This window comes from Pseudomonas sp. GW821-FHT04D07, from assembly GCF_059420225.1.
The window spans coordinates 1-12,797 of sequence record NZ_JBWKTH010000042.1 but is presented as its reverse complement, the minus strand read 5'-3'; the positions used below and the strand labels follow the sequence as shown (position 1 = coordinate 12,797).

17 protein-coding genes are annotated in these 12,797 nt (G+C 55.8%); 15 read left to right on the top strand and 2 right to left on the bottom strand.

Annotated features, from left to right (window positions below; genetic code table 11):
* Positions 1-107: 107 nt before the first annotated feature.
* From AC07T0_RS29755 to AC07T0_RS29715, 9 genes are all read left to right on the top strand, one after another.
* The gene (locus AC07T0_RS29755) at positions 108-1,001 is read left to right on the top strand and encodes a transporter (protein ID WP_495004536.1); all 894 of its coding nucleotides are present in this window, start codon (positions 108-110) and stop codon (positions 999-1,001) included.
* A gap of 26 nt (positions 1,002-1,027) precedes the next feature.
* Positions 1,028-1,762: a 4-oxalmesaconate hydratase gene (gene galB, locus AC07T0_RS29750; protein WP_495004535.1), complete on the top strand. Its 735-nt coding sequence runs from the start codon at positions 1,028-1,030 to the stop codon at positions 1,760-1,762.
* Positions 1,759-2,469 (top strand): 4-carboxy-4-hydroxy-2-oxoadipate aldolase/oxaloacetate decarboxylase, encoded by a 711-nt coding sequence (locus AC07T0_RS29745; protein WP_495004534.1) that lies wholly within the window; start codon positions 1,759-1,761, stop codon positions 2,467-2,469. Before galB ends, AC07T0_RS29745 begins: the two co-directional genes overlap by 4 nt.
* 513 nt (positions 2,470-2,982) lie before the next feature.
* A complete protein-coding gene (locus AC07T0_RS29740) occupies positions 2,983-4,113 on the top strand; it encodes a 4-oxalomesaconate tautomerase (protein WP_495004533.1) in 1,131 nt (376 codons plus the stop codon).
* 46 nt (positions 4,114-4,159) lie between these two features.
* Positions 4,160-5,065: an amidohydrolase family protein gene (locus tag AC07T0_RS29735; RefSeq protein ID WP_495004532.1), complete on the top strand. Its 906-nt coding sequence runs from the start codon at positions 4,160-4,162 to the stop codon at positions 5,063-5,065.
* A gap of 51 nt (positions 5,066-5,116) precedes the next feature.
* The gene (ligA, locus tag AC07T0_RS29730; protein ID WP_495004531.1) at positions 5,117-5,518 is read left to right on the top strand and encodes a protocatechuate 4,5-dioxygenase subunit alpha; all 402 of its coding nucleotides are present in this window, start codon (positions 5,117-5,119) and stop codon (positions 5,516-5,518) included.
* Entirely contained in the window at positions 5,511-6,350 is an 840-nt protein-coding gene (locus AC07T0_RS29725; protein WP_495004530.1) for a class III extradiol dioxygenase subunit beta, read from the top strand. Before ligA ends, AC07T0_RS29725 begins: the two co-directional genes overlap by 8 nt.
* Positions 6,343-7,359 (top strand): Gfo/Idh/MocA family oxidoreductase, encoded by a 1,017-nt coding sequence (locus tag AC07T0_RS29720; protein ID WP_495004529.1) that lies wholly within the window; start codon positions 6,343-6,345, stop codon positions 7,357-7,359. The genes AC07T0_RS29725 and AC07T0_RS29720 overlap by 8 nt, the downstream gene beginning before the upstream one ends.
* A 30-nt stretch (positions 7,360-7,389) precedes the next feature.
* On the top strand, positions 7,390-7,551 hold the full coding sequence (locus tag AC07T0_RS29715) for a hypothetical protein (protein WP_495004528.1): 162 nt from the start codon (positions 7,390-7,392) through the stop codon (positions 7,549-7,551).
* Positions 7,552-7,623: 72 nt separating this feature from the next.
* Here AC07T0_RS29715 and AC07T0_RS29710 read toward each other — a convergent pair whose 3' ends face one another.
* A complete protein-coding gene (locus AC07T0_RS29710) occupies positions 7,624-8,064 on the bottom strand; it encodes an RrF2 family transcriptional regulator (RefSeq protein WP_495004527.1) in 441 nt (146 codons plus the stop codon).
* Between the two features lie 95 nt (positions 8,065-8,159).
* Between AC07T0_RS29710 and AC07T0_RS29705 the strand changes: the two genes are divergently transcribed.
* The 5 genes from AC07T0_RS29705 (at position 8,160) to AC07T0_RS29685 (ending at position 11,606) form a co-directional block, all read left to right on the top strand.
* Positions 8,160-8,633, top strand: coding sequence for a nuclear transport factor 2 family protein (locus AC07T0_RS29705; protein ID WP_495004526.1), 474 nt, complete (start codon positions 8,160-8,162; stop codon positions 8,631-8,633).
* Positions 8,634-8,643: 10 nt separating this feature from the next.
* Positions 8,644-9,570 carry an NADP-dependent oxidoreductase gene (locus AC07T0_RS29700; protein ID WP_495004525.1) on the top strand — a complete coding sequence of 309 codons (927 nt, stop codon included), beginning with the start codon at positions 8,644-8,646 and terminating at the stop codon, positions 9,568-9,570.
* Positions 9,571-9,824: 254 nt separating this feature from the next.
* A complete protein-coding gene (locus AC07T0_RS29695) occupies positions 9,825-10,118 on the top strand; it encodes a hypothetical protein (protein ID WP_495004524.1) in 294 nt (97 codons plus the stop codon).
* Between the two features lie 476 nt (positions 10,119-10,594).
* Positions 10,595-11,152, top strand: coding sequence for a GNAT family N-acetyltransferase (locus AC07T0_RS29690; RefSeq protein ID WP_495004523.1), 558 nt, complete (start codon positions 10,595-10,597; stop codon positions 11,150-11,152).
* A 160-nt stretch (positions 11,153-11,312) separates the two neighbouring features.
* The gene (locus AC07T0_RS29685; protein WP_495004522.1) at positions 11,313-11,606 is read left to right on the top strand and encodes a hypothetical protein; all 294 of its coding nucleotides are present in this window, start codon (positions 11,313-11,315) and stop codon (positions 11,604-11,606) included.
* 228 nt (positions 11,607-11,834) lie between these two features.
* Here the strand turns inward: AC07T0_RS29685 and AC07T0_RS29680 are convergent, their stop codons facing one another.
* Positions 11,835-12,248: a hypothetical protein gene (locus AC07T0_RS29680; RefSeq protein ID WP_495004521.1), complete on the bottom strand. Its 414-nt coding sequence runs from the start codon at positions 12,246-12,248 to the stop codon at positions 11,835-11,837.
* Between the two features lie 232 nt (positions 12,249-12,480).
* Between AC07T0_RS29680 and AC07T0_RS29675 the strand changes: the two genes are divergently transcribed.
* The coding region (locus tag AC07T0_RS29675; protein ID WP_495004520.1) for a hypothetical protein at positions 12,481-12,797 on the top strand (317 nt) is incomplete at its 3' end.

Genomic DNA, 12,797 nt, shown 5'->3' with positions numbered 1-12,797 from the left:
GACCACGCTCGCTTGCCGGCTCTGCCTAATGCCTGATGGTCTGACTCGCAACAGTCGCCAGAACAACGATCGTGTATTCCGAACAAAAACAACAACGGAGACAACGCATGATTTCTTTACCTCGCTGTATACGTAACGCCGCCATTCCTGTCAGCGCAGCCGCTTCGCTCGGCTGCTTTTCGGACGCCTGGGCACTGGACGTCTCGCCTGGTGCTTACCTGCCCGCTCCGGCCGACAGCAGCATCGCAATGCTGTACCTGGGCGGTGGGCGGGCAACTGAATACCACCCGGAAAAAGGCGCGACCCTGGACCACGACACACAACTGGATACCCGGACCGGGCTGATTCGGCTGTTCCACATGATTGATATCGACCAAACGAGGGTTCAAGTGCAACTCGGCCTGCCTTTTGGTTCGCAAAAACTGAAAGTGAGCGGCAACCATGTCGGTGACGATTCCGGCCTGGCCGATCCATTCGTGGCGGTGACAGCGTGGCCCCTCAACGACACGGTAAATAAACGCTACCTGGGGATCACCGGCTACCTGTTCTTGCCTCAGGGCAGTTATGACCATGACAGCAAAGTCAACATGGGCAACAACCGCTATTCCGCCGCCCTGCAAGCCGGCTATGTACAAAGCTTCGGTGCCTGGCGCGCCGAGCTGACCGGTGACGTCAGCTGGTACGGCGACAATACGGAATCGACGCCAGTCAATCGCACACTCAAGCAAGATCCTGTCTACACCCTGCAACCGTGGCTCAGTTACACCTTCGCCAACAAGGTCACTGCTTCCGTCGGGCTGACCCGAACCTGGGGCGGTGATTCGACCCTCGACGGCGTTGATACCGGGAGACGTTCGGACTCTACCCGCGCGCGTGCCGGATTGGGCTACTGGATCAGGCCAGACGTGCAGTTGTATTCCGAGCTCACTCGCGACCTCCAGGTGGAGGGCGGATACAAGTTCGATTACTCAAGTTTTGTGCGTATTGGCTACTTCTTCTGATTATAGAAAGACAAAGGAACTCCAACATGTCAAACGAACAAAAATCCGCGCTGGTGGTGAGCGCACACTCGGCTGATTTTGTCTGGCGCGCCGCTGGCGCCATTGCGCTGCACACCCAGCAAGGCTACAAGGTTCACATCGTGTGCCTGTCCTTTGGCGAACGGGGTGAGTCGGCAAAAATGTGGCGCAAAGGTGAAATGACCGAAGGCAAGGTCAAGGCCGGGCGTCGAGCCGAAGCGCAGGCCGCAGCGGACATCCTTGGCGCCAGTATCGAGTTTTTCGACATTGGTGATTATCCAATGCGAGCTGACAAAGAAGTGCTGTTCCGCCTGGCTGATGTGTTTCGTCGGGTGCAGCCGGCATTTGCATTGAGCCACTCGCTCAAGGACCCCTACAACTACGACCATCCTTTGGCCACGCACCTCACCCAGGAAGCGCGCATTATTGCCCAGGCCGAGGGTTATCGCCCCGGCGAAAAAATCGTAGGCGCCCCACCGGTTTACAGCTTCGAACCGCATCAACCGGAACAGTGCGAGTGGAAACCCGACGTACTGCTAGACATTACGCCCGTGTGGGAGCAAAAGCTGGCCGCCATAAAATGTATGGCCGGACAGGAGCATCTCTGGGAGTACTACACCCGTGTTGCTTTACAGCGTGGTGTTCAAGCCAAGCGGAATATCGGAATCACGGCCCAGCGCGACATCATTTATGCAGAGGGCTATCAGAGCGTCTTCCCACGTGTAACAGGAGACTTGTCATGAGCGGGGTCGCAATTCGAAATTTACCGCGATTCTCCCAGCAAATAAGCGAGGAACTGGCGGCATTGGGAGTGGCTACAGTCCATGAGGCTCAGGGCCGTAACGGGTTGCTGCAGACCTACATGCGTCCAATCTATAAGGGCGCGGCGATTGCTGGCCCGGCGGTGACTGTCCTTGCTCAACCAGGCGATAACTGGATGCTGCATGTGGCGGTGGAGATGTGCAAACCTGGAGACATCTTGGTGGTGGGATGCACCTCGGAAAACCAAGACGGTATGTTTGGTGACCTTCTTGCGACCTCACTCATGGCTAGGGGCGTGCGGGGCTTGATCATAGATGCAGGCTGTCGAGACGTGTCCACGCTAACCGAAATGGGTTTCCCCGTCTGGTCGCGAGCGATCAGTGCCAAGGGCACGATCAAGGCTACCCTGGGGTCGGTCAATGCTCCAATCGTCTGCGCTGGCGCTTACATCGTTGCCGGCGACGCAATCGTGGCTGACGATGACGGTGTTGTCGTAGTGCCCCATTCAAACGTGGAGAAAGTGCTCGCCGCAGCCAGGCAACGTGAAGCACTGGAAATTGGCAAGCGTAATCGGCTGGCCAGCGGTGAGCTTGGGCTGGACATCTATGATATGCGCCCAACCTTGCAGGCACATGGACTCGTCTATTACGACGACCTCGCTCAGTACCAAGATCAAAACTCTGGCTAAAACACGCCTGTTAAACCGACCCTGATTAATACCGGGGCCGCGTTAAAATTAAACTGAAATGAGCATTCATTGTAAGTGGGCTTGTTTTCCTATAAAGCTCCTCTAAAAAACCTTGATATAACTCATTGAATCTGGCGTTCCCGAGTAACTGGAGTACACAAAGGGCTCCAGAACCGCGCAGGCTGTTATTGCCGAAAATATCGTCGATTTGGACTAGTCGATTTACTCCGAATAGCAGTTAGACAATCGCCGACACTTCGGACTGGAGTTTGACTCGACGTGCAAAGGTAGTTCACACGACCGGATCTTTATGGGGCAGCAATGCCATTCATACCGCGAGATTCGTGCGCTCAATGCTAGTAGCAAATTGAGCGATGCTTTTATTCGATAACAGTCATGTTCCGGATCGTATTGCTGGACTTGGCAGGGATCCCTATCATGATTTAACGGGACGGCGGCAATTAAATACCTCTGCATCCTGACTAATAAGAAGCGATGATTGCGAGCACAATGATGACTCAGACTTCGATCCCTTGCCTTTTCATGCGTGGAGGTACTTCACGCGGACCTTTTTTCGATCGGGCTGATCTGCCGGGCGATATCTCTACCCGCGATCGTGTCCTGCTCGCCATCATGGGCTCCCCCGATCATCGACAGATCGATGGCTTGGGTGGCGCCCATCCGCTGACGAGCAAAGTGGGCATTGTTGGTATCAGTCATGTTCCGGGTGTGAGTCTGGAGTTTCTCTTTGCACAACTCCAGCCCGACAGCGATCGAGTCGATACCACAGCAAATTGCGGCAACATGCTCGCTGCCGTGGTGCCGTTTGCCCTGGAGCGTGGATTGGTTAAGGCCCAAGGCGATGTGACGACATTGCGTGTACTCACGCTCAACACCGGAATGCAGTGTGACATCACCGTGCAGACACCGTATTTCGGTGGTGCGCGGCACGTCGAATATGCTGGTACTACATGCATCGATGGTGTGCCGGGGCAGGCTGCTCCTATTGGTATCAACTTTCTTGAAACCGCCGGATCGGTCTGTTCAGGTTTACTGCCTACCGGCAATCGGCGCGATCGGATCATGTTGCCGGACGGCCTCTCCCTGGACGTGACGTGCATTGACAATGGCATGCCAATGGTCCTCATTCCCGCCAGCGCGCTAGGGCGCACAGGTTCAGAACCAACTTCCATGCTTAACGCCGACGAAGAGCTCAAGACCCGGCTTGAAGCTTTGCGACTGGTGTGCGGCGACTTGATGGGGCTGGGAGATGTCAGCGCGCGCAATTACCCGAAAATGTGTCTGCTTGCACCTCCGCTGAAGGGCGGCAGTATCGTCACTCGCTGCTTTATTCCCCACGTATGCCACGACGCTATCGGTGTGCTGGCCGCTGTCACCGTCGCCACCGCCTGCGTCCTTACCGGCACGGTAGCTGACGGACTGGCCGAGGTGTCCGGTGGGCTGAAACAGACCGTCAGCGTGGAACACCCGACAGGCGAATTCACTCTGGAACTGGGCCTGGAATCTTCCCCCGACGGTCGGGCCCCCACGGTGACGAGTGCCAGTTTGTTGCGAACCGCCCGCCTGTTGATGCGGGGTGAAGTCTTGATCCCACAGGCTATCTGGCCTGTATTCACGGACTGATTCCAGCCTTAAAAAACGTAGCGTTTCACCTTAATCGAGAGTAATCATGACTAGCGATATCACCCCCGGCTGGCTTAATTTTCACCCCGCCCCAAGTAAGCCGTCCTTTCAATTGCCTTTGGGCGCCGTTGATGCTCACTGTCATGTGTTCGGTCCTGCGGCCAGTTTTCCCTTTGCCCCGGAAAGAAAATACACACCGTGCGACGCATCCAAAGAACAGTTGTTCGCCTTGCACCGACGCCTGGGGTTTGACCGTAGCGTGATCGTGCAGGCCACCTGCCACGGCAGTGACAATCGAGCGTTGGTCGATGCCTTACTGCACTCCGGCGGTCGGGCTCGTGGCATCGTTACGCTCAAGAACAACGTAACCGACGAAGAATTGCAGGAGCTTCATAACGCAGGTGTGAGGGGCGTGCGGTTCAACTTCGTCAAGCGACTGGTGGACTTCACCCCTCGTGAAGAATTACAGGCTATTGCGCAGCGTATCGCGCCATTAGGCTGGCATGTGGTGTTGTATTTCGAGGCGCAGGACTTACCTGAGCTTTGGGATTTCTTCGTTGGTCTGCCACTGCCGGTGGTGGTCGACCACATGGGTCGCCCGGACGTCAGTGAAAACGTTGACGGACCGTCATTCGGCCTGTTCCTGCGCTTGCTCGACGAGCACTCCAATATCTGGACGAAAGTCAGTTGCCCGGAGCGTTTGAGTCTCAGCGGCCCTGCGGCCCTGAATGGCGAGTCACATCCATATCGCGATGCCATTCCTTTTGCCCGAAAGGTCGTCGAAACGTTCCCTGACCGAGTGCTTTGGGGGACGGATTGGCCCCACCCCAATCTCAAGGATCACATGCCCGATGACGGACTGCTGGTGGATGTCATCCCACGCATAGCGATCACCACCGAGCTGCAACGCAAGCTACTGGTCGACAACCCGACACGTTTGTATTGGGCATGACTCATCGGCGAAACATGCCTTTTCAACCCTGATTTTTTTACCGGAGCCGCTATGAATCGGCCAAAAGACTACGACGACATACCCGGCACTTATGTGTTCGACGGTAGCCACCATCGTAAGGGCTATGCGCTGAATATGTTCTGCAAATCTCTGGATCTGGCTGAAAACCGGGAGGCGTTTCGGCGCGAGCCCTTGGGGTATCTGCAGCGTCACCCGATGACAGAACAACAACACGCTGCAGTGATGCAGCGAGAATGGCTAGAAATGTTGAGGCTTGGTGGGAACATTTATTACACCTTCAAATTGGCCATCTTCGATGGCTTGAGCATGCAGCAAGCAGGTGCAGCCATGTCCGGCAACGGAATGTCCCTCGAGGCGTTCCAGAAAATGATGCTCGATGGCGGTCGCTCCATCGTTGGCAATCGCAGCAAGAAGGAGCAAATGCATGGCTAACTTAATTGGCGGGATAGGCACATCCCATGTGCCGGCCATTGGCGCGGCAATCGACCATGGCAAGACCGGCGAACCCTATTGGAAACCCTTGTTCGACGGAGTCGAACCTGCACGCGCGTGGATTGCGAAGCACAAGCCGGACGTTTGTATCGTCGTCTACAACGATCATGCTTCGCAATTCGATCTGTCGCTGATCCCGACCTTTGCCCTTGGTATGGGAGCGACGTTCGATATTCACGATGAAGGCTATGGGCCGCGGCCTGTGCCGCAAGTGCAAGGTGATCCTGACTTTGCCTGGCACCTCGCCGAGTCGCTGATTCTCGACGAGTTTGACATGACCCTGGTGACCGACATGACCGTTGACCATGGGTTGACGGTGCCGTTGTCTTTGGCCTACGGGCAGCCTGACGCATGGCCTTGTAAGGTGATCCCTTTGTGCGTAAACGTCATTCAATACCCGCCCCCAACCGGTAACCGCTGTTTTCAATTGGGCAGAGCGCTACGTCGTGCCATCGACAGTTACGACAAAGACATCAAAGTCGCTATCTTCGGCACCGGCGGCATGTCCCATCAGCTTCAGGGCGAACGGGCGGGGTTGACAAACCGAGAGTATGACCTCAAGTGGCTGGATCAATTCGTCAGTGATCCGGCGACACTCCTCAATATCGGACACACCGAATACCTGCGTGAAACAGGCTCCGAAGGTATCGAACTCGTGATGTGGTTGATCATGCGTGGTGCCATGAACGAACGAGTCCGCGAGGTGCATCGCTTCCACCACATCCCTGTCTCCAATACAGCCTATGGTCTGCTGGTGCTGGAAAATGAATGATTCGGACACCGGGGCTCGGGTGCGGATTGCACTGGTGGGCCTCGGCGCGTTTGGACGCAAACATCTGGACGTACTGGCGAACATCGAGACCGCTGTACTTACGGCGCTGGTGGGTACCGACCCGGCGCAAAACCGGTTGCTCGCCGCCCACTACGGTATTGGCAGAACTTACTGCGAACTTGATGAAGCGCTGGCTGATTCCAACGTCGATGCGCTCATTCTGTGTACGCCCACGCCTTTGCACGCTTCCCAGGCCATTCGGTGCCTAGAGGCTGGCAAGCATGTGCTGGTCGAAATTCCGATTGCCGATAACCTGCCCGATGCAGAACACCTGCTGAAGGTGAGCGCCAAAACTCCTTGCGTTGCGATGGTCGGGCACACACGGCGCTTCAATCCCTCCCATCAGTGGCTGCATCAGCAGATATGTGAGGACCATTTACGCTTGCAGCACCTAGTGGTTTCCACACACTTTATGCGCCGTGAAAATCTCAACGCCGAAGGCCAGCCTAGGCAATGGACTGACAGTTTGTTGTGGCATCACGCTGCACATACCGTCGACCTTTTTCAGTATCAGACAGGCAGTGAAGTCATCGCCTGGAACGTGCTGCAAGGTCCACTGGATCCGCAACTAGGGATCGCAATGGACCTCTCCCTGCAACTCAAGAGTAGCAACGGCGCGTTGTGTAGCTTGAGCCTGAGCTTCAACAACGAAGGTCCTTTCGGCAGTCATTTTCGTTTTATCGGCGATCGAGGTACCTATCTCGCCCGTTATGACGAATTGAGCGACGGCTATGGGTTGCCCGTCGACCTGTCGAGCATCGGGCCATATGCCGATGGCATCGAGTTGCAGGATCGGGAGTTCGTCGATGCGATACGCAACGATCGTGCGCCCCGAACCAGTGTCAGTAGTGTGATGAGTTGCTACCGATTGCTGGGTGCGATCCAGGCTTCCCTGCTTGCTCGCGAAAGCTTCACCTCACCCACGGACCGGTTCTCGGTTCGTAATTGATCCATAACCAAATTACAAGGCAGAACAATAATGAATAATGCTGCTGATATTTTAGACGCTATTAAAAAAGGGAAAATGAGTCGCTATCAGGTTTTGATCGTTGCGCTCTGTACTCTTATTGCCGGCTTGGACGGCTTCGACGTGCTTGTGATATCAACCCGCTGGGCTGCGCACCCTGATCTCATTCATTGAAGAAGTGCGCCGCAAGAGCCCATCTGACCAGATGGTTTCCATATCTCAGCATGGCCGGTAGCGACTCTCCTTCTAAACGCGCTCCGCATCGAGGGTGCGAAGTTCCAAGAGGGCATCGGCCAGCGTCCGCCTATCCAACAGGCGCACCACCGACTCATCTACCTCGCCGGCCAAGTTCCCAAAGAATCGTTCGACATTGCAAGTGACGAGGCATCGATGAGGGATATCGCTACGTCCGATCCATGCCCTCTTGTCCCCCAGGGCCGCCTTATAGATTTCGCCGAGTGTGATCGCGACGGCGTCAACGCTTAGGCTCACTCCGCCACCTCGACCCATGGTCGAACGAACAAGACCCGCCTGGATCAGGGGCACCAACAATCGTCTGACAAAGGTTGGATTGGAGTCGACCCCCTCGGCCAACTGAGCGGAACTCAATCGTTCAAAGCCTTCGGCCTGAGCCAGAGCCAGGCTGAGCATCATCTGCAGCGTGGTCGGGAAACGGACATCGATCATCAACTGCTCCAAGTCATTTAAAAATACATCTTTTATTATTGCACATTAATATAAATGTATCTATCATAGACTCACATTTATCAAGGAGAGCTTCCATGTCCGATGAACGTGCAATTCAGGAGGTGCTGGCACGATACGTCCGGGCGGCCGACCACCGAGACGGCGCGGCAATGGCCGACCTCTTCCTGCCTGAAGGCAAGGTCGAACTGTTCTACAACAATGCAGGTACAGCCGAGCCGCTTGGCGAGTTGGTCGGACCTGAAGCCATTGGTGTGGCCGTGACCACGATGATGAAGCCGCATCCGTCGCGCGGGTGGAGTCATCACACCACCCATGACCCGATCATCGAAGTGAATGGCGACACCGGGACGCTCGACGCTCAGTTTGTAGTGTTCAACGTCGTTGGTGCGGCAAAGCCTGAAAGCGGATGGCCCGACGGGGCAAATGGCGCACAAGGGACTATTACCCCGATCGAGACGGGCTACTACCGGCCGATCCTGAAGAAAGTGGATGGGCATTGGATGATGGAGCATCACCGCATCTATCTCGACCTCCCGATGGCTTTCTAGGAGAGGCGATATGAAGAGCGTTTCTTATCGTCGCTTTGGTGGATCCGAAGTCCTCGAATATGGTGAGCTGCCAGAGCCGAAGCTGTCGCAGAACGCCGTGATCGTCCGGGTGAAGGCCGCGGCCATCAACCCGGCCGATATCGCGCTGCAGGCCGGTTTGGGCGAGAGCCTAATGGAGACTTGGTTTCCGGTCGTACCCGGATGGGACCTCGCCGGCATCGTCGAGCGCGTAGGAGCCGGCGTGGTCGAATTCCGGCCAGGCGATGAAGTCGTCGCCTATACGCATCAGGAAATCCTGCATAGCGGCACCTATGCCGAGCTTGTGAGCGTGCCGGTGGAACGCTTATGGCGAAAGCCAAAGAACGCTTCATGGGGCGAAGCGGCCGGACTGCCACTTGCTGGTCTGACGGCCTATCGCGCGGTGATTGATACATTGCGCGTGTCCGATACGGACATCGTTCTCGTGCTCGGTGCTTCAGGAGGCGTCGGCTCGCTGGCGACCCAGTTGGCGGTGGCGTCAGGCGCTACCGTCATTGGAAGCGCCTCTGCGCCACACCAAACTTATGTGAAGTCGATCGGCGCGGAACCCGTCCAGTACGGCGACGACGTTGCTGAACAGGTCAGAAAGCACGCTCCCACAGGCGTGACGGCCATCGTGGATTGCGCCGGCCACGGCGCGTTGGCGAAGGCTATGGTTGCAGCGGCCCCGGGCGCGAGAATCTGCTCAATAGCGGATGGCGGCCCCGGGGTAACAACTGTGTTCGCCCGACCAGATACCGGGATTCTCGCCCGGCTTGTTGATCTTGTTGAAGCGGGGTCCCTCCGGGTGACGGTTGCGGCCTCGTTTGCCTTGGCTGACGCTGCAATCGCTCAAGACGCGCTGAAGGCAAGGGCCTACGGACCAGGAAAGATCGTCCTCGTTCCTAATGCCGCCTAGTGGGATCGGGTGTTACCGGACCTTACTCGTGGGAGAGTCCACATCGAGAGCGACGATCACCCCAGCGGGAATTGCGGAATACCGTACTCCATCAATGGCTGCTAGAGAGGGTGCATGGACTCCACGGTCACACCAGAGTACGCGGAATACCAACGTCGACTTTTTCAACACAATCGGCCAAACCCGGACCTTCACTTTCAAAGGCCGGTGTTCGCTTGTAGTAGAATGCTGCTTTAAACAAAATAAATTTCACCATGGATGTTCAAGCGCTCGAACAAAGCAACGTCTTATCGATCACAGTGGACCAGGCCCATCGCTATTTCGAGATGGTTGTCAGTCTAGATGACGAGACTAAATACAAGCTGATGGCATGGAACGCCGACGGCGCTGAGCTGACTATCAGACTTGGCGCGCTTCACGTCCAAAACTCCAGCGGGCTCGGAGAGCTTGAAGGGATAAACATTGTTGAAAACGTTCTAATCCTTGAGGGTGATTTTGGAGATATGGCGATTAAAGCCACTACGTTTTTGCTCGAAAAGCTGATGTAATTACCCTGCGCGGGCGGAAACCTTGTGGCGTCACAGTGGCTCTGATTGCCTTCGCATCAAGCCCCAAGACACCTTCATCCTCCCTGGTAGGTCGTAGCCAACAACTCATGCCTTCCCACTACTCCATTCAAATCACACCAGCGGGACCATTGCCCGCCTTCTACAGCATCGCCGAACATCTCTGGGGAACAGGCTGTGATGTTGATTCTGATGGTGACTGCACCGCTTCAGATGATCGCCATTGGACGGAACTGACGTTGTCGCTACGTGGTACCCCAGGAGAACGCCTCGACATTGACCCTCTCTCGATCAGCCCCCTTGCGTTGGTAATCCGCTCATCACGAGCAGCTCTCTGCCGAAAAGCGGCTGACTTCATCGTATCTGTTTCTGGAGGCTCCATCGGAGCGACTGTGAATGTCGAGCCCACATGAGCGCGGACGCTAGGTTCGATTCCTGACACTTGAGAGGTCCTTCTGATGCTCCCCTTCCTGCTCCCCGACAGATTGCAAACCGAACGCCTGACGTTACGGCCATTGCGAGGGGAAGACGCGCCTATCCTCTACTCCCAATATACCAACGATGCGGAAGTCGCCAGGTATCTGCCACGGGGCCGGCATAGCGCCCCCTCCCAGACTGTTACCATGATCCACTACGCTACGGAACTCGCAGAGCAACGTACGGCCTATCTGCTCGCTATCACACTAGCTGACAGCCCTGAAGTACCCATCGGCCTTCTCAACCTTGGCGACAGTGAAGAAGGCGTGTCCGTCGGCTTCGGATTGGTCCGCCATCAGTGGGGTAAAGGGTATGGCCGTGAACTGGTCGCCTACCTCAAGAGCTGGCTCCTGGAGCAGACTGGCGTCACGCAGGTATGGGCCTACTGCGACGACGAAAACGAAGCGTCCGCTCGGGTCTTGATCCAGGCCGGGCTGCAACTCAAAGATAAGATCCAAGGCTACGCAGTACACCCCAATCTGTCTTCGGAGCCGCGTGATTGCACGCTGTTTGCCGCCCATCGTGATACAGGAGTATAGGGGTGGCACTTGCCCTTACTACTTGATGGCCCCTTCGGGTTGATTGCAGCCGGTGGTGACAGGCTGCAATCAATCCGACGCAGACAACAACACCGCCCTGTCATAAATATCGCGGCGCCTAGCCCCAACGGCAAACTCAGTAAGCGAGTTCGAAAACACCATGAATGAACGTCAAAAAACAATTAAAAGCAAAATCGACGCCGTGGTGGCCGCTAGCGAATCTGGCGAGATTACCTACAAATCAGAGTGGCTCGGTTACCTTCCCTTCGGGGTGTATCACTGGGTTGAGCACCAGGGCAAAGACGTTTCCAGCGACTTACCCGCGGGATGGACTCTGGAGGACCTAGATAGCCTTGAGCAGACAGGGCTCCTGGAAAAGCTTGAAGCTTATGAGAATCCGGAAGACGAGTTTGATCGGCATATCAGGTATCGCGTTTGTGTTGAACGCGTATAGCGGTTGGTTGATTGCAAGTCGGTCGAGCCCGCGTTCGGCCAAAAGCTGCGGCAGAGCCACTACCCATAGCAGCCAGACGACTCAATCAGTCGGTGCGCTCAATGACGAACAACCGTACCGACCGATACCTTCGGATTTCTGCCAAGATGGTAGCTCTGAAGCCGTCCAAACAACTGAGACGTGTGTATGCCATCCCACCTCCCATCAAATCCTTCAGGTTCAATAGGCTCAGTCATTAGTGCCTTCCCACCCAATCTGAAATTGCAGGCAGATAGCCTTTGCCAAGTGATGGGCAGCACCAGCTTGGCCACCCATCGAGGTATAGAAGTCAGAGTGGGTGAGGATCACTTGACCATTCCATACCGAATTCACCACGAGGGCGATGAGCAAGTCTGTGAATCGCTGACGAGAACGCAGAGCGTCATGTACTCGTGCCTTCTGACACGGCACTACGACGGCCGTGTACGCCAGCGTCAACTGGAACGTATTCTCCCAGTCGCTGAGCCCTGGGTCGTACCCTTCGTTATCCAGCTCACTGGCGAGTACGTCATTGAGGTTCTTAGCACGTGTGAAACCCATCTCCACGCCCTTGACCCTGCGCTTTACGGCACCTTCATCCGGGACAACCCGACGTATTTTCATGCCACGCGGGATCGCATGATCAGCTACTGGGATTGCTACTATCGAACGCAGTACAAGCGTAGGTCTGACTATGTAGGGTTCCGGCTTTTTAACCAGTTCAGAACGTTTGCAGAAGGCGTGTGAGCATCTGAGATGACCCCATAACCGGTGACCTCAAGTCGATGCTGCCAGTAGTATCAGCCAACACCGGAGCTTTGCAGACGCAACACATCACGTAAAAACAGGCGATGTCATGATGCGATTCAGTATCTACAACGGCACGGTTCTGGTGGGCCACTCGGCTCTGGAGTCTGGAGACCCGCCCATGGGTGTTGCTTTCGGCGAATTCGAGCCTGCTGATGGATACGTGGGCATACAGAGCGAGTGCCGAACAAACCACTCCGATCAATCTGCTTTAAACCTCTCCGTTCAGACCCGAACAGGCCGTGTCATTCCGTGTGCTGGCGTGGGCATTCTGGATTACACCGAAGAACGTAAGCGTCCGCCCAACACACCTTGCGTGATTAAACGGGCGCCCACCTGTGCGGCAACAGCTCGGTTATCTCACTC